The organism is Pseudomonas sp. NFPP24, assembly GCF_900112095.1.
Lineage (GTDB): Bacteria > Pseudomonadota > Gammaproteobacteria > Pseudomonadales > Pseudomonadaceae > Aquipseudomonas > Aquipseudomonas extremorientalis.
The window spans coordinates 270,919-288,555 of the sequence record NZ_FOKD01000007.1 but is presented as its reverse complement, the minus strand read 5'-3'; the positions used below and the strand labels follow the sequence as shown (position 1 = coordinate 288,555).

13 protein-coding genes are annotated in these 17,637 nt (G+C 62.3%); 6 read left to right on the top strand and 7 right to left on the bottom strand.

Annotated elements, in window-relative coordinates:
- The first annotated feature begins 19 nt into the window (after positions 1 to 19).
- The 3 genes from BM026_RS17390 (at position 20) to BM026_RS17380 (ending at position 2,867) form a co-directional block, all read left to right on the top strand.
- Positions 20 to 1,903 carry an acetyl-CoA carboxylase biotin carboxylase subunit gene (locus BM026_RS17390; RefSeq protein ID WP_093529526.1) on the top strand — a complete coding sequence of 628 codons (1,884 nt, stop codon included), beginning with the start codon at positions 20 to 22 and terminating at the stop codon, positions 1,901 to 1,903.
- 73 nt (positions 1,904 to 1,976) lie between these two features.
- A complete protein-coding gene (locus BM026_RS17385; RefSeq protein WP_071492722.1) occupies positions 1,977 to 2,519 on the top strand; it encodes a 3'-5' exonuclease in 543 nt (180 codons plus the stop codon).
- A gap of 63 nt (positions 2,520 to 2,582) precedes the next feature.
- Positions 2,583 to 2,867 (top strand): pyrimidine/purine nucleoside phosphorylase, encoded by a 285-nt coding sequence (locus tag BM026_RS17380; protein ID WP_058424671.1) that lies wholly within the window; start codon positions 2,583 to 2,585, stop codon positions 2,865 to 2,867.
- A gap of 64 nt (positions 2,868 to 2,931) precedes the next feature.
- On the opposite strand, the gene BM026_RS17375 is transcribed toward BM026_RS17380, so the two are convergent.
- Positions 2,932 to 3,738 carry an MOSC domain-containing protein gene (locus BM026_RS17375; RefSeq protein WP_092243085.1) on the bottom strand — a complete coding sequence of 269 codons (807 nt, stop codon included), beginning with the start codon at positions 3,736 to 3,738 and terminating at the stop codon, positions 2,932 to 2,934.
- A gap of 39 nt (positions 3,739 to 3,777) precedes the next feature.
- Positions 3,778 to 4,713: a chemotaxis protein CheV gene (locus BM026_RS17370; RefSeq protein WP_092243082.1), complete on the bottom strand. Its 936-nt coding sequence runs from the start codon at positions 4,711 to 4,713 to the stop codon at positions 3,778 to 3,780.
- 541 nt (positions 4,714 to 5,254) lie between these two features.
- Between BM026_RS17370 and BM026_RS17365 the strand changes: the two genes are divergently transcribed.
- From BM026_RS17365 to BM026_RS17355, 3 genes are all read left to right on the top strand, one after another.
- Positions 5,255 to 5,704, top strand: a complete 450-nt coding sequence (locus BM026_RS17365; RefSeq protein WP_173668591.1) for a hypothetical protein — start codon at positions 5,255 to 5,257, stop codon at positions 5,702 to 5,704.
- 368 nt (positions 5,705 to 6,072) lie between these two features.
- Complete coding sequence (locus tag BM026_RS17360) at positions 6,073 to 6,966, top strand: sensor histidine kinase (protein WP_092243079.1); 894 nt, start codon at positions 6,073 to 6,075, stop codon at positions 6,964 to 6,966.
- Positions 6,963 to 7,622, top strand: a complete 660-nt coding sequence (locus BM026_RS17355; protein WP_071489801.1) for a response regulator transcription factor — start codon at positions 6,963 to 6,965, stop codon at positions 7,620 to 7,622. The genes BM026_RS17360 and BM026_RS17355 overlap by 4 nt, the downstream gene beginning before the upstream one ends.
- On the opposite strand, the gene yegS is transcribed toward BM026_RS17355, so the two are convergent.
- The 5 genes from yegS to BM026_RS17330 all read right to left on the bottom strand — a co-directional run bounded on the left by yegS (position 7,581) and on the right by BM026_RS17330 (position 17,613).
- Positions 7,581 to 8,501: a lipid kinase YegS gene (gene yegS / locus BM026_RS17350; RefSeq protein WP_093529523.1), complete on the bottom strand. Its 921-nt coding sequence runs from the start codon at positions 8,499 to 8,501 to the stop codon at positions 7,581 to 7,583. The two genes, BM026_RS17355 and yegS, sit on opposite strands and share 42 nt — an antisense overlap.
- Before the next feature lie 93 nt (positions 8,502 to 8,594).
- Positions 8,595 to 9,137, bottom strand: a complete 543-nt coding sequence (locus tag BM026_RS17345; protein ID WP_093529520.1) for a hypothetical protein — start codon at positions 9,135 to 9,137, stop codon at positions 8,595 to 8,597.
- Between the two features lie 26 nt (positions 9,138 to 9,163).
- Positions 9,164 to 9,490 carry a hypothetical protein gene (locus tag BM026_RS17340; protein WP_093529517.1) on the bottom strand — a complete coding sequence of 109 codons (327 nt, stop codon included), beginning with the start codon at positions 9,488 to 9,490 and terminating at the stop codon, positions 9,164 to 9,166.
- Between the two features lie 24 nt (positions 9,491 to 9,514).
- A complete protein-coding gene (locus BM026_RS17335; RefSeq protein WP_092243070.1) occupies positions 9,515 to 9,826 on the bottom strand; it encodes a hypothetical protein in 312 nt (103 codons plus the stop codon).
- Positions 9,827 to 9,837: 11 nt separating this feature from the next.
- The gene (locus BM026_RS17330; protein WP_093529514.1) at positions 9,838 to 17,613 is read right to left on the bottom strand and encodes a hemagglutinin repeat-containing protein; all 7,776 of its coding nucleotides are present in this window, start codon (positions 17,611 to 17,613) and stop codon (positions 9,838 to 9,840) included.
- Between the last annotated feature and the right edge of the window lie 24 nt (positions 17,614 to 17,637).

The window sequence follows — 17,637 nt, the reverse complement described above, 5'->3', positions numbered from 1 at the left end:
TCAGCCAAGGGATAAACCCATGCCCGCCTTCAACAAAATCCTGATCGCCAACCGCGGCGAAATCGCCTGCCGCATCCAGCGCACCGCCCAAGCCCTGGGCTACCGCACCGTCGCCGTCTACAGCGATGCCGACGCCCAGGCCCTGCATGTGCAGATGGCCGACGAAGCCGTCAATATCGGCCCCGCCCCGGTACAACAGTCGTACCTCAATATCGAGGCGATCCTCGCCGCCGCCAGACTCACCGGCACCGATGCGATTCACCCCGGCTACGGCTTCCTCTCGGAAAACCCCGACTTCGCCCGCGCCTGCCAACACGCCGGCCTGACCTTCATCGGGCCCAGCGTCGAGGCCATCGAACTGATGGGCAGCAAACGCCTGTCCAAACTCGCCATGCTCGACGCCGGCGTGCCGTGCATTGCCGGCTATCAGGGCAGTGCCCAGGACGACAACACGCTGCAACAGGAAGCTGAACGCATCGGCTACCCATTGATGATCAAGGCCAGCGCCGGCGGCGGCGGTCGCGGCATGCGCCTGGTGCACCAACCCGAAGCCCTGCTGGACAACCTGCACACCGCCCGCTCGGAAGCCAAAAATGCCTTTGGCAGCGATGAACTGATTCTTGAGCAAGCGCTGATCGAGCCGCGCCACGTCGAGATCCAGTTGTTCGGCGACAGCCACGGCCACTTGATCTACCTCGGCGAACGCGACTGCTCGGTCCAGCGCCGCCACCAGAAAGTCATCGAGGAAGCCCCCTGCCCCATCATGACGCCCGAGTTGCGCCAGGCCATGGGCGAAGCCGCATTGAAGGCCGGGCGTGCGGTGAATTACGTGGGCGCCGGTACCGTGGAGTTCCTGCTCGACCGCAATGGCCGGTTCTACTTCCTGGAAATGAACACCCGCCTGCAGGTGGAACACCCGGTCACCGAGCTGATCACCGGCCTCGACCTGGTGGATTGGCAGCTGCAGATCGCCGCCGGGCAAGCGCTGCCGCTGACCCAGGCGGACGTGACCCTGAGCGGCCATGCCATGGAAGTGCGCCTGTACGCCGAAGACCCGGCCCAGGGTTTCCTGCCGCAAACCGGCGAGGTGCTGCGCTGGGAACCGGCGACCGGCGTGCGCATCGACCATGGCGTGATACAAGGTCAACGTATCAGCCCGTTCTACGACCCAATGCTGGGCAAGCTCATCGCCCACGGCGCCACCCGCGAAGAGGCGCGGCGCAAACTGTTGCGGGCGGTGGAAGACACGCTGTTGCTGGGCGTCGCCACCAATCAGCAACTGTTGGCTGATTTGCTCAAGCATCCGGCGTTTATCAACGGCGATTTCAGCACAGGGTTTATCGCCGAGCACTTCAGCGAGATCCCACGCCAGCCTGTATCGAGCGAACAGCTAGCCCTGGCAGCTGCGCTGTTCTACACCCACGGTGCCGAGCAACATCCCCACGGTTTGTCGGGCTGGCGCAACACCGCGAGTAGCCCTTGCACCTATCGGCTTGAGGTCAATGGCGAAATCCACACCGTCAGCACCGCCCCCCTGCTGCTCAGCGCCGACGGCCGCCACGCCACCCTGGTGCTCAACGGCATCCGCCGGCGCATGGCCTATCACCTCGACGGCGACCAACTATGGATGCCCAGCCTGTGCGTGACCAACCGCACGCAGCAAGTGGCCAGCCGCCAGGCCGATGCCAGCAGCGGCACGGTGAAGGCGCCGATGGACGGTGCCATCGTCGATGTGCGGGTCAGCACCGGTGACAGCGTCACCAAGGGCCAACTGCTGCTGGTGCTCGAAGCCATGAAAATGGAGCATCCGCTGACCGCCGGCATCGACGGTGTGATCAAAGGCGTGCAGGTGAGCGCCGGTGACCAGGTGCACAATCGTCAGGTGTTACTCGAGATCGTCTAGCCCCTAGGCGGAACTACAGGGCCGGGCTACGCTCTATCCCCAACAGAAAGGGAAGAGTACGGGAACCTGCGCGATGCCCCATTGGCTGATTATTGACCTTGAAGCCACAACGGATGAAGGCGGCTGGCCCGTGACGGAGATGGAAGTCATCGAGATCGGCGCAAGCCTGGTCAACCGCCAGGGCCGCGAGCTGGATCACTTCCAGCGTTTTGTGCGGCCGCTGCGCCGTCCCTTGCTGACGCCTTTTTGCCGTCAGTTGACCCACATCACCCAGGCCAACATCGACGGCGCGGTGCCGATCACCGAGGTGTGGCCGCTGTTCGAGCGCTGGCTGGGCCAACACCAGGCGCGCCTGGAAGGCTGGGCCAGTTGGGGCGATTACGATCGCAGGCAGCTGGAGCTGGAATGGCAGCGCCATGGCCTGGCCAGCGCACTCGCCACCACGCCCCATGTGAACCTCAAGCAGCGCTTCGCCAAGGCCCGGCGCCTGGACAAGCCCCTGGGGCTCAACGGTGCCCTGCAATTGGCGGGGATGCAGTTCCATGGCCAGCAGCATCGGGCGCTGGAAGATGCACGCAACACCGCGCGCCTGCTGCCACTGATTCTGCCGGTCTAGGCAGCTTCCCTGCCCTTGGGCATACTGGCCGACCTTTCCAGACCCTTTTCCGAGGAATCGCCCATGTTCAAAGTCAACGAGTACTTCGACGGCACCGTCAAGTCGATCGCCTTCGGCACCGCAGAAGGTCCGGCGACCATCGGCGTCATGGCCCCGGGCGAATACGAATTCGGCACCGCCCAGCGTGAAATCATGCACGTGGTGTCCGGCGCCCTGACCGTCAAGCTGCCTGACGCCAGCGACTGGGAAACCTTCGCCGCCGGCAGCCAGTTCAACGTGCCGGCCAACAGCAAGTTCCAACTCAAGGTCGCCGTGGACACCGCTTACCTGTGCGAATACCGCGGCTAAGGGTTTCCCGGAAACAAAAAATGCCCGTTTCCTGAGAGACGGGCATTTTTATTCGCGTCGAACACTATTCGAGAATGGTCACCGGCATCCCGACTTCCAGGCGGCCAATGCCATCGTTGACCAGGTTCTGGCCGAAAATCGCGCCATTTTCAGTCTTGCGATAGGTCTCCAGCGTCGCGAAGGGTTCACGGTCGGCACTGCGCTCGCCGGTCTGCGGGTCGATAGTGGTGAGGATGCAGCGCGAGCAGGGCTTGACCGCGCGGAACTCCACATCGCCGATGCGCAGGCGCTTCCAGCCATCCTCGGCGAAGGCGGCACTGCCTTCGATCACCAGATTGGGGCGAAACCGCAGCATCTCCATAGGCCGGCCGATGCGTTGCGAAAGGTCGTCCAGCGAAGCCTGGCCGATCACCAGCAGCGGGTAGCCATCGGCAAATGCGACCTGGTCATCGTCCCTGCCATAACCGGCTTCGGTGGTGCGGGCGCGTTCGAGGGGGATCTGCACCAGCCGCGTCGGCTTGCCGATAAAGTCACTGACCCAGGCCGCTGCCGCGTCGCCCGCGTCCGGCACCCGCAGGGTGTCGCGCCAGATGGTCACACCGCGCAACTCGGCATTACCGCCCGGCAGTGCGACATCCAGCGGCGGGTAACCGGGCGAACTCAAGGTGAGCCCGCCTTTGCTGTTCCACAATGCCGACAATTGGCTCATCCTGGCCACGGCGCGTTGCGTGAGGAAGCGTCCACTGGCTTCATCCACCAGCATCCAGCGCCGATCCCCGTCCACCCCGAGCTTATCCAGGCCGACCTGCTGCAATATCTCGGCCTTGCCGGACTTCAAAGGGTAACGGTACAACGCGCTGAGACGAAGCATGGGCCTGCATTCCTGAGGGGCAAAGCCATAACCCTAAGGTCAAGCAGGCACTTCGTCCAGCATCAGACGCTGACGGACCACGTCCACCAGCTTGTCGGGCTGGAACTTGGACAGGAAATTGTCGCAGCCGACCTTCTTCACCATCGACTCGTTGAAGCTGCCCGACAGCGAGGTGTGCAATACCACGTAAAGACTGCGCAGGCGCGGGTCATTGCGGATCTCGGTGGTGAGACGATAACCGTCCATCTCGGGCATTTCGGCGTCGGTAAAGATCATCAGCAACTTGTCGGTCATCACATGGCCGGCGTCGGCCCAGGCCTTGAGCATGTTCAAGGCCTTGAGGCCGTCACTGGCGATGTGCATCTTCACACCCAGCTGGCCGAGGGTGTCGCGCAGTTGAGACAGGGCTACGTTGGAATCATCCACCAGCAGCACTTCGCGGCCACGGGCGCGCTCCAGCACCGGGTCTTCGAGTTTCTCGCGGGAAACCTTGGCGTTGTACGGCACGATCTCGGCCAGGACTTTTTCCACATCGATGATTTCCACCAACTGGTCGTCGACCTTGCTGATGGCGGTGAGGTAATGCTGGCGCCCGGCACTGGTTGGTGGCGGCAGGATGGCCTCCCAGTTCATATTGACGATGCGGTCCACACCGCCCACCAGGAAGGCCTGCACCGAGCGGTTGTACTCAGTGACGATGATGGTGCTGTTGGGGCCCGGCACCAGCGGGCGCATGCCGATGGCCTGGGACAGGTCGATCACCGGCAGGGTCTGGCCACGCAGGTTGACCACGCCGCATACAAACGGGTGGCGCTGGGGCATCAGGGTCAACTTGGGCAGTTGCAGCACTTCCTGCACCTTGAACACGTTGATCGCGAACAGTTGGCGCCCCGCCAGGCGAAACATGAGGATCTCCAGGCGATTCTCACCCACCAGTTGCGTGCGTTGATCTACCGTGTCGAGAATGCCGGCCATTAAAAGCTCCTGATGCGCTAAGGAATTTGTGCGGTTCACATAACGTGGGTTATCGGCGGCGAGTGCCAGACCTTGACCCCTGTAAAATGCCACGTAAATTCATTGATGTCACACTGACATCATGCTTTACTGCGCTGGCCTCTCCGTATGGCAATAAAGCGACGTTGCGCGACATTCAATTCGACGCAAGGTTCCGCTATGTAAGGGATTCCCCTACACGCAATCAGGCCCAACCTGATATTCGCAATATCTAATAGCCATTAATGTGACGCCATTCTCAATGCATGAATGGAGTCAGGCTTTTGTTTGCCATCCCAAGCCCTCGGCCCACGGGCCTTCCAGACATACAGATGTCGGCAATCGAAGGTACGCAATTGACCCCGCTCATGAGGGCAGCGCACAGCCGTTGCCGTCACTCTAATAAACGTCCTACTAAAAACTCAGAAGCCACCTACAGGTCCCAGTCATATTTCGGCGCTATTTTTAAGCCATTCACCCGGTGCGACATCTCATCACCCGACCTCATGTTGTGGAGACTTGTATGATGAACAGCGCAAATGAATGGCAGACCACACTTCCCGAGTTCCTGCTTGAAGCAGAAACGCTGCTGGCCAAGTCGCAAGAGTGCCTAAACCATCTGCATCTGATTCGTGACGACAGCGATGCCATCGACTGCATGAAGGCCAGCCTGGCCACACTCGCCGAAAAGGCCGACAGCCTGGCCCTGCAGGTGATCAGCGAATTCTCCCGGCATATCCAGTACGTGATCGCCAATGCGGCAAGCCCGATGCAACTGCATGACCAGGCGTTGGATGCACTGCACGCGTGCTTGACGCTACTCGCTTGGCAACTGGAACTGATCGATGTGCGCACCGGCGAACTGAGTATGGACGAGAGTGAGCAGGCGACATTGATTGCAACCGTCACGCTTCAGATCCCGCAGAAGGATTTCACTTATAAACCGCAGCAGCGTGTACACCACGCCTCTTGAATGGATACCAAGTCGTATTCGAACCTGAAGTTATCCAAAAACGACACGGCTATTAATTGGCTGGAACTGAACCGCGCACACAAAGATATCAATTAGCCATTAACGGTAATAACGATACAACCAAGCAGAAATAATATAACTCCTCACTTCATGAACTCTGGGAATACCGCCCGGAGTATTTGCGCGGTCAATAATCCGGTGAGGCACGGCACCAGGCGACCAACGGTAATAGTGGTGGTACTATGCCCCGCTCGAAGTGACTCAACTTCATCATGCATAAAAACGATTCGATAACGCATCCCAAACAGATCCCCGTCAGCCCCAGTGACCGGGCTTCCCGCAGCGCACCCTCATTGGCTCCATCCGCTATGTACGCCAGCCTCAAGACACTCATCGCAAGGTCCGCGTCCCGCAGCAATGCACGCCGCTTGATCCTCGCCCTGTGCCTTGGCTCGCTGCTGCTGAGCCTGTGGACCTATGCCAGTTCAGAACCGCTGCCGTTGCTGGTGATTGTGCTTAACCTGGCCACTCTCGTAGTGGTCGGCCTGCAACAATGGCGTTCACGCAAGTCCATCAAGTTCCAGCCCCAGGAACTGGCCGATCGCCTGTTGCAGGTACAGGAAAACGAACGCCATCGTCTCAGCCGTGAACTGCACGACGATATCGGCCAACTGCTCACCGCGGCCAAGCTGCAAAGCGAATGGCTCAAGCGTCGCCTGCCCGACGACCTGCAAAGCCAATGCACGGTGCTGTGCAACACCCTGAATGAAACCCTGGCCAAGGTGCGTGACGTTTCCGCCATCCTCAACCCTCGTCAGCTGGCCAGCCTGGGGCTGGAAGCCAGCCTGCGCGCGCACCTGCTCAAGACCCTGGAAAACACGCCGATTCACTGGAGCCTGGAATGCCAGCAACGGCTGACCGGAATCCCGGAAGAAATGGCGGTGGCGGCCTTCCGCATCACCCAGGAAGCGGTGACCAACATGCTGCGCCACGCCCAGGCGCACAACCTGCTGGTACGCCTGCAACGTTTGCCCGAAGGCCTGTCGCTGACTATCCGCGATGACGGCCAGGGTTTTTCACCGGCCGTCAATCCCGGCCTGGAAGGCCAACGGGGCATGGCCGGCATGTCCGAGCGGATAGATCAGCTTGGCGGTACGTTGTCCGTCAGCAGCCAGCCAGGCAAAGGGACACGGATCGAAGCGCTTTTCCCCTGGGCGCCCCGCGCCCTCGAACGGGCCAGTTCCCCTAAGGTTCTCGAGTGAGCTGCAAATTACTCCTGGTGGATGACCATGCACTGATCCGGGCCGGCGTACGCGCGCTGGTCCAGGACATTCCCGGCTACACGGTGATCGGCGAAGCCAGCGATGGCGAGCAGTTGCTGGAGCAGTTCAGCGCCCTGTTGCCGGATATCGTGCTGCTGGACCTGTCGATGAAGCACACCGGCGGCCTGGACGCCTTGCAGCAGCTCAAGCGCGCCTACCCCAAGAGCAAAGTGCTGATCCTGTCGATGCACACCGACCCGGAACTGATCATGTGCGCGCTGGAGTCCGGCGCCCATGGCTACCTGCTCAAGGACACCACCGCCAACGAGTTGGAACACGCGCTGCTGGCCTTGCGCAACAACGAGCGCTACCTGAGCCCGGCGATCGCCCACACCGTGATCAACCAGGCGCTGGTGCGCAGCCAGGGGCCCACCACTCCCGCCGGCCACAGCCACAACCTCACGGCGCGGCAGTTGGAGATCCTGCGCCTGATCGTGCGCGGCAAGTCCACCCGGGAAATCGCCCACGGCCTGGGCCTGAGCATCAAGACCGTGGAAGCCCACCGCTCGCAAATCATGAAGCGCCTGCAGATTTTCGACGTGGCCGGCCTGGTGCTATTCGCGGTGCGCGAGCAGATCATCAGCCTGGACGACTAGCGGCGACCCCACCGGCAAGTGCACGCGCAAGGCCTTGGGCAAGGCCTGGAAGTGCAGGTCATCGCCCTGCAGCGGCTCGCCATCCAGGTTGATATACAGGCCCTGTGCAACCTTGATGTTCACCCACGGCAGGCGCGCCCGGACGAACATGGTGTCCAGGCCCCATCCGTTATTCATCAACTCTCGCAAGGTGCCAACCACTTCCTGGGGCGCCGGCAGGATGCTGACGTCCAGCAGGCCATCGTCGGCCATGGCGCCTGGGCATAGCTCATGCCCACCGCCTGCCTGGCGACCGTTGCCAATGCCCAGCGCGAGCAACTCGCCTTTCCAATGAAAATCAGGGCCATCCAGCTCGGCGTAGGCAGCCTTCAACTCGCTGAACCGCGTCAAACCGGTGAACAGGTAGGCGGCGCCGCCCAGGACTTTTTTCAAATCTTCGGAGGTGTTGGCGGTGACCTGGCTGCCGAAACCGCCGGTGGCCATATTGAGGAAGATCTGCCCACCGACCTGGCCCAGGTCGATGGCCCTGGGTGGCACGTCCAGCAGCGCCAGGGCCTGGTCAGGCTCCAACGGCACGCCGGCAGCCTTGGCGAAATCGTTGGCGGTGCCCAGGGGCATCAGCACCAGGCTGGCGTCGGTCTTGGCCTGGGCCATGGCTTCGGCTACATCGCGCAGGGTGCCATCGCCGCCACCGGCGATGATGTGGGTGTAGCCGTCAGCCAGGGCTTCGTTGACCAGGCGCTGGGCGTCGCCGCCTTCCCAGGTGACCCGTACTGCCAACTCCCCACCCTGCTCGCGCCGGGCCTTCACGGCAGCGCGCACGTACTCGTTGAGGGCTTGCTTGCCGTGGAGGATCAACAGTGCCTTGGGGCTGGTCATAGCGGGCTTACTCCTGGATTCAAAGGTGCATGAAGGATGTGGACCTTTGGCAGCCGAAAAAAAGCCATGGGTAACGTAAATTAATTGGCCGCCCTAGAAATTGTCCATCGCGTTGCACATCGAGACTTTGCCCACCGGCGTCGGCTCGATCCGCACCCATTGCCTGCCGTCCGCCGGCAACTCGTCGAGCAGGAACGAACAATCCGCCGACATCGACGCCTGCACCATGTAGTCGCGCCCGGGCTGGGGCACAAAGGTCATGGTCTTGGCGCACTGGCGGGAGTATTGCAACCGCCCCAGGTAATGGAACGCGATCGGTTTGCCCGCCGGCACCACCAATTCGGACGTGACCGCCCCGGCCCACGAGTAGATCGGCCCGGGCATGCCGAGATTTTCGCCGTTGTGATCGGGGAAACCGGCTTTCACCGAGGCCATCACCCCGGCGCCCGGCACGTTCCAGTCCAGGCAGTCACGCCCCGGCACCGCGCGTACCAGGCCGTCGGTGACGACACGCACCCGGGCGGTCTCACCGCTTTGCGGCGGCACGTAGCCGGTGGACAGCGAACGGATGTTCGCCACCTGGCCGCAACCGCCCAGGGCCAGCAACACAACAGGTATCACCATTAACCTTTTCATCAGCCATCCTTTCGCATCGGGGGTGTTTACGGCTGGCGGCAATTCTGCTTGACCGACAGGTGCGGCGCCGGCTCGTAGCTCACGCGCTGCAAGCCGTCAGCGTCCTGGAACAGGAAGTACTTGACGCGGCAGTCCTTGAACATCGCCGAATATCCCTCGGCACGAAAGCCCTGGCCATCGACCTGCTTGGTCACAGTGTTGTTGCGGCTGACCACGGCGAGCACCTGCTGGTAGCTGTCGCCCATATTCACCCCCGGCTCGCCAGTGATGGCGGCCGACGAGGCGCAACCGCCCAGGGTGGTTGCCGCCAGCACCCATGCGGCGCCGTACAGTCCTTTGCGTAGATCGATCATTCCTTGGTTCCTTTTAGTGATGGATTAGCGGCGGCCTTCGCACACCGGCGATTCGCCGATGCGGCCTTCCTTACACAGGTCCAGGTTGCCCTTGTGGGTAAATCCCGAGTCCTTCATGCAGTAGAAGCGCGTCAACACCTCATCAATCGGCGAGTCGTCGCCCGTCCCCACCAGGTTGGTATAACCGCAGGCGCGCATGGCGCTCTTGACGCCTTCGACGGATACCCCGCTTTTCTGCCATTGGGTAAAAGCCGGTGGCGGTGGTTGAAAGCCCCTGCCCGTACAGCCGATCAGTGAAACAGCGCAAACACTCAACAACAGGCTTCTCGTGAACATGGCGGTCGTCCTCATTGTTTGACTCTCTTAAACACGGCCGCGCCGTCTTTTGTATCGCTCCAGAACGGCTTGCAGAGTTCCCCGCCCTTGCCATAGCAGTTGTGCGCGGTCTTATCGCCACCGAACACTTTCAACCACTCCCATAACCGATTGCTGCCTTCCGGGATCGTACCGCCGGTACCGGCGTTAAACCCTACCAGCGGTGCTCGGGCGACGGGGTCGAAATTATGATTCTGGTACTGCAGCGCCATCGCATCACGCTGCTCCACGGAACTGAATACGGAACGGTTCTGCAATACCCCCAACAGCGAATCGGCCTTTTGCACCGAGTAGGCCGCACCGAAGAAGTTCATCGAGGTTTGGCCCAGCATGCCTGCGTTTGCCGGGTCACGAGCCAACGATTCCATGGCACTGCCCGTTGTCAATGTGCCGCGGCTGTGGCCGTCGATGTGCAATCCGCTTTGGCCGAACTGGACCATATATTCCTTGGTCTGCACAGCAGCGTTGGACAAGCCCCAGAAATCATTTTCGAGATTCTTCTGATACGCCGCGATCATCAACTCGGACGTGAAGTTGTTGGCTTTCTCGAAATGGATCAAATACTGCGGCCCGGTATCGGCAGAGCTGTGTTGATCGGCATATTTGGCCGCGCCATCGATGTCGTTGAAGATACCGTTGTTGGCAATGTGTACCTTACCATCCGGCCCGGGCTTGAGATTGCGCTTTTCTTCGTCGCTCAACTCGCGGCGCTGAACATTGCCTTTGTCGTCCAGCAGCGCCTTGCCATTCTCATCCTTCAACACCTCATACACCCGCGCCTTCTCAAGGAAGATCTTGCGATACGCCTCATCCGCCAACAGCGACACCTGGTTATAGAACTCACGCTTGATCTCCTGCTCTGCCTCGACCTTGCGCCCCATCTCCGCCACGTCCAGGCGCTCCACGGCAACATGGGCAGCCTCGGTATTGCGGTTGAGGTTGGCAATCGTCTGGTCGACGCTCATGCCGGCGACCACGCGCTGGCGCTCGGCATTGGTGATGACCAGGGTGCCGGCGCTGATGGCGCTGCGGGTGTCGCTGGAGTCGGAATCGGAGTCCGAGCCGTTGGCGAGGCTGTTGGCGAGCAGCGCCTTGGCCGTGCCGAGCTTGCCGTCGAGCATGTCCGAATTGAGTTCCACCCCGGAAGTCTTGACGCTGGCTTCGGACACGTTATGGATGTCGGCCACGGTCAATGTGCCGGTGGTCAGGTTGTTCTTGCCGTCGGTAATGGCCTTGTCGGAACTGGCGATCACGCCGCCCTTGAGGTCGGTGTTGCCACGCACGTTGAGGTCGAAACCACCGTCGCCGGCGCGGATGCCCGATTGCTCGATGACGCTGGCGAAGTTGGACTTCTGCTGGGTATTGCTGGAGCTGAAGCTGGCCGTTGCCGCACCCGCGCACACCGGCGGGATGCAGATGCTGATGCCGGCACTCATGCTCTTCTGTTCGGAGGCAAATGTGCTGGTGTCTTGCAGGCTCTCGATGTTCAGGTCGCCGCCGACATCGGCCTTGACCTTGTCGGCCGAGACCACCGCACCGCGCAGGGTGGTGTCCTTGCCGGAGATCAGGCTGGCCTGGTTGCCTGCTGTCACGTGGGTGTTGCTCCACACCAGGTCGTTGCCATCGGCATTGCCGCGGCTCTGGGAGGCTGAAGCGTTGAAACTCAGGCCGTTTTTCTCGCTGCCGAAAGAGATACCAATCCCCAGGCTGCCGTTCACGCTCTTATTGGTGCTGTGCTGCTCGATGGTGTTCTGCGCACCCGCCAGCAGGATATTGCCGTCGGCCTTGAGCAACGCATCGTTGCCGGCAGTGATCTGGCTGCCCTGCACGGTCAGGTCGTTGTTGCGCGTGCCGCCGGTGGCCACAATCGACACATCGTGCCCCGCCGCCACCGTCGAGCCGGCCGCTGTGTTGGAAGTCTGCTCGCTTTTGTTCTCGCTCTTGTTCATGCCCAAGGCGATGCTCAAGTTGATCCCGCCCGCCGCGGCCGGGTCGGCCATCACTTGGGTGTGGGCTTCACTGGCGGCCCACGCGGTGTTCAGCGCGGCGAGGGTTTTCATGCGCTTGTCGTCGGTACGCTCAGCGGCCTTGTTCATGCGCTGGCCGGTTTGCACGGCGTTCACGATCGGGTTGGTCAGGGTCAGGCTCACGCCGGTCTGCTTGAAGCGCTGCTCCTGTTGCTGCGCAGCCAGATTGCGCGCTTCGAGGATATTGACCTCGGATGCGTCAATCGACACATCGCCCTTGGGCGCACTCACATTGCTGCCAACCTGGCGGTATTCGCCGCCCGCGCTGATCAGCACATTGCCGTCGGTGGACCCGACGCTGCTGGCGGCGGCCGTGGTCTGCTGGCTGCTGTCCTTGTTGGTCTGCTGCTGCGAGCCGATGGTGACGGCAATCGCGCCGCCGCTGAACATGCCGCTGGTCTTCACGTCCTTGGTGTGTTTCTCGTCGAGCGTCTCGGTACCCGCCAATACCTTGATGTCATTGCCCGCCACCAGCGCCGTGCCCGAGGTCGAGACCACGTTGCTGCCGGTGAGGGTGATGTTGTTGCCCGCCTGCACCACCGCTTGCTCGCCGCTGAAGGTCGAGCCTTGCGCGGTGGTCTGGGCGACCGTATCGCGGGTGGTGGTGGTCTTGCTGGAGAACAGGCCGTTGCTGCCCTTGACCTTGTGCGCCTCGTCCGCACTGTTGAAGCGCTCGCCGGCCTCGACGTTGATGTCGCGCACCGCGCTGACCGACACCGCGCCCGCGTCACTGTTGACCAGCGCACCGCGTGCCTGCACGTCACGCCCGGCGCCCAGGCGGATATCGCCGTTGGCCTGCACCGAACTGCCGACCTCATTGCGCCCGGCTTCCTTGCGCCAGTTGTCGCCGTCCCATTGGTTGGCCTGGGTGTAGGACTCTTTCACGGTGCTCAAGGTGACGTCGTTGCCCGCCACCAGCGCGGTCTTGCCGCCCACACCGGTGTTGCTGACCTGAGCCGCTTGCAGGTTGATGTCATTGCCCGCCGTGGCAATCAGGTTTGCCGCCGGGGCCGACACGTACAGCCCGGCCACCCGCGACAACGCGGTGCGGGTGCCCTGCTCGCTGGCGCTGTCGGTGGTGATCGAGCGCACGTTGATGTCATTGCCGGCGCTCAACGCCAGGCGACTGTTGGCGCTGATCAGGCCGCCGATGTTGTTCAGGTCCTGGCTGGCATTGAGCGACACATCGTTGCCCTGGATGCGGCCGCCGAGATTGTTGAGATTCTGCACGCTGATGGTCACACCGTCGCGCCCGGCCAGGCTGCCCGAGTTGACCAGGTCACCGCGCACATCCAGATTCAAGGTGCGCCCGGCCATCAACGCGCCCGAGCCGTCCACATCGCCTTCGCGAACCCGCACATACACTTGCGGCACCAGCACCTGGCGCACTTCGCCGCTGGCCAGGGTGACGTCCCTGGACACCAGCCACACGATGTCGCTGGTCAACTGCGCCATTTGCCCGGCGGTCAGCGCCACGCCCGGGATCAGTTTCCACTGCTCGGCCAGGGTGACGGCGCTGTCGATCATGCCGCGATATTGCGCTTCGTCGCTGGCGTAACCATCGACAAACCGGCGCCCGGTGAGTTGCGCGACTTGTTCGCGGATCAGCTTCTGCTCGTAGAAGCCGTCGCCCAACCGTTGCTGGGTGGCGGCCGGATCAAGGTTCAGGCGGTCGAGCATATAGTCCGACGACAACCACCGTCCGTAATTGGTAAAACGCGGATCCGTCTCCACCAGATAGCCAGCCGTACTGTTGGGGTTGGTGCGGAACAGGCTGCTGTCCGGCAGGTCGGGGTTGAACCCGCCGGTACGGATCTGCTCCACCGCGCCTGCACCGTTCTGTTGGGTCAATGCCTGCACCTGGCTGATCGGGCTGACGGTGTGGGTTCTGCCCGCACCGGCAAGCTCACCGGTACCGCGGGTGGTATCGCCGACGTTGGCCATTACCCGCGCACCCACCTGTGTGCCGCTGCCATTGATGGTCGCGTATTCGGTAAATACCGTCGGTTTGAGGGCAATCTGCTCGATCGAGGGCGCAGGCTTATAAGCCGTGACGCTGGTCCCCTGGCGATCACGCCCCTTGCGTTGGATGCGATAGAAGTTGGTCAGGGTGCCACTGTCGGTGGTAATCCGTTCGCCGGTCACTTCGGTGTTGTCCACACGGCCCACACTGGCCGTCAGGGCCTGGCCGGCGATGATCCGGCTTTTGTCGTTGAGCAGGTGGTCGGCAGTCAGGTTGATGGCGCCACCTGCGAGCATTTGCCCAGGGTCGGAACTGACGATCCGGGTCTCGGTCACCGTGCGGTCGTAGTTATAGAGGTTCCAACGATCCTTGCGCCCTTCCGGGGTCACCAGGTACCGCACCTCATCCTTGTAGGTCGAGATCTGCGAAGGCGTGTAGCGGTTGGTCGAGCCCGACAGTTGGTATTCCTGCAGAGCCTCATTGGAGACGAGTACCCGCTCGGTGGCGAAATGTTCATTGGTGTTGCTGATGAGCCGGGCATTGGCACTCAGGCTGCCCAGCGCTTCAATCGTGGCGCTGGCATTGCTCAGCGCCTGGGCCTGGCCGGTGGCGTGGTCATCGACATCCAGTGTGCTACCGATCACCAGGTCGCCGGCACTGAAGATCAAGCCGTGCTCACGGTTATCGAGAGTCTGGCTGGCGATATCCAGGCGGTTGCGCGCGGCGATGGTGGCTGCCGTCGAACCTTCCACGCTGTTCGTGATGTTGGTGGCGGCAATCGACAAGTGATCACCGTATATACGCCCCGTGCCGAGGTTGTTCAAGGTCGCGGCGCTCAGGCGCGTGGCCTCGCCGTCGATCAGGCCGCGGTTGTCGAGTTGATTGAGCGCATTGACCCGGACCCGGCGGGCACTGATCGAACCGCTGGCGGTGTTGTCGAGTGCGCTGGCGTTGAGCCGCAACCCATCACCCGCCTGGAAACTACCCTGGTTGGTCAAAAGCCCAGCCGTTTCTACAGACAGGTTGCCATTGGCCTGGAAAAGGCCGGTGTTGACGAAATCATGGCTCAGCTTGAACGCCAGGTCTCTCAGGCTCAGGGCTTTACCGCTGCCACTGTAGCTGGCGCTGTCGACCTGCAGCGACTGGCCCGCAATCAGCGTGCCCGTGCCGTTATTCAAGGCCTGGCGCTTCTGCGCAAGGTCGCGGTCAGTCACGCTCAGCACGCTGCCGGCCGAGATAATGCCCTGGTCGTTATCCAGCGCACCGCTGCCCGTGATGCTCAACGCCGCATCGGCAACCAGCGAGCCGCCGCGGTTATCGAGGGTATCGACGTTCATCTCGACGCCCAGGCCCTTGATGCCCTGGTTGGCCCCCTGGGTCGAACGGTTATCCGCACTGGCGGCAGTCAGCAACAGATGACCATCGGCACGCAACAGACCCGACTGGTTGCTCACCTGTCCGGCGTCAACAGCCAGACTGCCGGCGCTACCGATAAACCCTTGGTCATTGATCAACTGGCCGGTACGCACCGTGACGTCACGCTGCCCAAGAATGCCGCCGGTGCTGCCGGAATTGCGGTTGCTGAGTTGCTGGCCATGGGTATCCACCCGCAGGTTCGACTTGGCTTGCACGATGCCGCCGTCGTTGTTCAGTACGCCACTATCGAGTGTCAGCGTATCGCTGGCGTCAAGGGTGCCCTGGGCGTTGTCCAGTCGCTGGCCTTGCGTATCCAGCAGCAGTTGGGCCCCCGTGATGACGCCGCCTGTGTTGTTCAAGCCTTGTGCGTTGAGGGTCAAGGCTTTGGCGGCCTCAAGGCGGCCGCCACGGTTATCGAGCACGGCAGCATCGCTGTCGAGGATCAGGTCGCCCGCCACCGAGCCCAGGGTGCCGCCCTGGTTCAACAGGCTGTTGGCCCTGACTGTCAGGGTTTGGACGGCGGCGACGGTGCCCTTGGCGTTGTTCAATTGTGCGGCGTTGATATCCAGCACACCGCCCGCCGTGACCTGCCCGCGCTGGTTATCGAGGTTGCCGCCGTTGAGGGATAGATTCGCGGCGGTCACCAGCTTGCCGTTGCTGTTATCCAGCGCATCCTGTGCCGTTATGTACAGGTCACCGCCATCACCGGACTGCACCAGGCCATCCGCGTTGCCCAGGGTCTTGGCGCTCACATCAAGGCGACCACCGCTGGACAGGATGCCGCCATGGTTGTCCAGATTGCGCGCGAGGGTCACCCGCATGCCCGCCTTGCCGGTCTGCACCCACTTACCGGCGACGTTGGACATATCCATGGCGACGATGCCGATATGCGCCGCGCCCACCTGTGCAGCATCGCTGAACAAGGTTTGACTGGCATTGGCCGTCAGCGATTGAGCGGCGGTGACGTGGCTGCGGCGCAGGTCCAGATGGCCAGCGGTGCTGTTCAGTTCGACCGTGCCAGCCGATGTCTGGCTGTCACTCAGGTCGACCTGGGCGGCAGTGGCCTTCATGGTTTGCGCCGCCAGGTTCTGGCCTTTGGCCGTGAGGGTGCCGGCCGACGTCAGGGTCAGCGAACCGCTGCTGCCCAATTTACCCGTGCTGTCTACACCTGCGGCGAGTGCAGAGCCGGCATCGCTGCGAATCGCCGAATTCGCGCCTTTGGCGCTCAGGCGGGTATCGCCCTGGGCAGACACGATGCCCTTGTTGTCGATATTGCCCGCCGTCTCCAAGGCCAGGTTACCCTGGGCGAACAGCGTGCCGTTGTTATCGATGCCTTTGTCGGCCTGAGCGGTCAGGTGCGTGGCGCTGCTGATCTGGCCCTGGTTCTCGATACGCCCATCGCTGCCGATGACCACTTCACCGGCACTGGAACCGATCTGTCCGGCATTGCGTACACCGACACCAGCGCCGGTGCCTACCAGGGTGATCTTGCCGGCGTACATGCCCCCCAACTGTGCCACGTCGATGGCCACGGCGGGGGCGTCGGCCGGGTTCTGGCCTGCTGCGCCGGTCTTGATAGTCAAGTCTTTGGACCAGATGCCCGCGTTCACTTCGACCGTGCGCGCGATGATCTCGGTGTAGTCGGCGCGAGTGGCGTCAAGGCCCGCGCCGCCGATGCTGACCTTGCCCCCAGAGACTTGATAGCCGGTAATCAAACCGTTCTCGAACTGCGCCCGCCCGGTAGTCAGCGTCGCGCGGTCAGCGTTGATAAAACCGCAGCCATCGCAGGCGATTCCGGAGGGGTTGGCAATCACTACCTGGGCCTTGGAACCCGCCACTTCGACAAAACCGCGCAACTGGCTGGGGTTGCTCGAATTGACCTCGTTGAGAATCACCCGTGCGCTGCCGTTGGCCAGCGCGCGGTTGCCTTCGACCCAGCCGCCCAGTTGGGTCTGGCTGTTGGTGACGGCGTTATTGAGGATCACGCCGCGCTTGTCGACGTCGAACTGCTGGTAAGTGTTGCGCGATACGCCTGCCCCGCTTGGCGTGGTGATGTTGACCACAGGCGCCCCGTTGCCCGCCGCGCCGATGCTCGGGCGCTGGCCTGCGGGAGCCGAACCGTCAGCCACAACCTGGGCCTGGGCCGGCATGACCAGCGCAACCCAGCCCATGCCCACCATCAGCGCAAAACGCAAGGGCGTGAGTGTGGCCACGGCACCGCCGGCCCGGCCAACGCTACCCGTGGTGCCGGGTGCCTTGCTGGCACTCTTGACGTTTTCCGCCACGACCATCAACAGGCCGCGAGCCTTGTTAAACACAATTCGATATAGCTGCTTATTCATGCAAATCCCTTGCGCGGTGGCTGG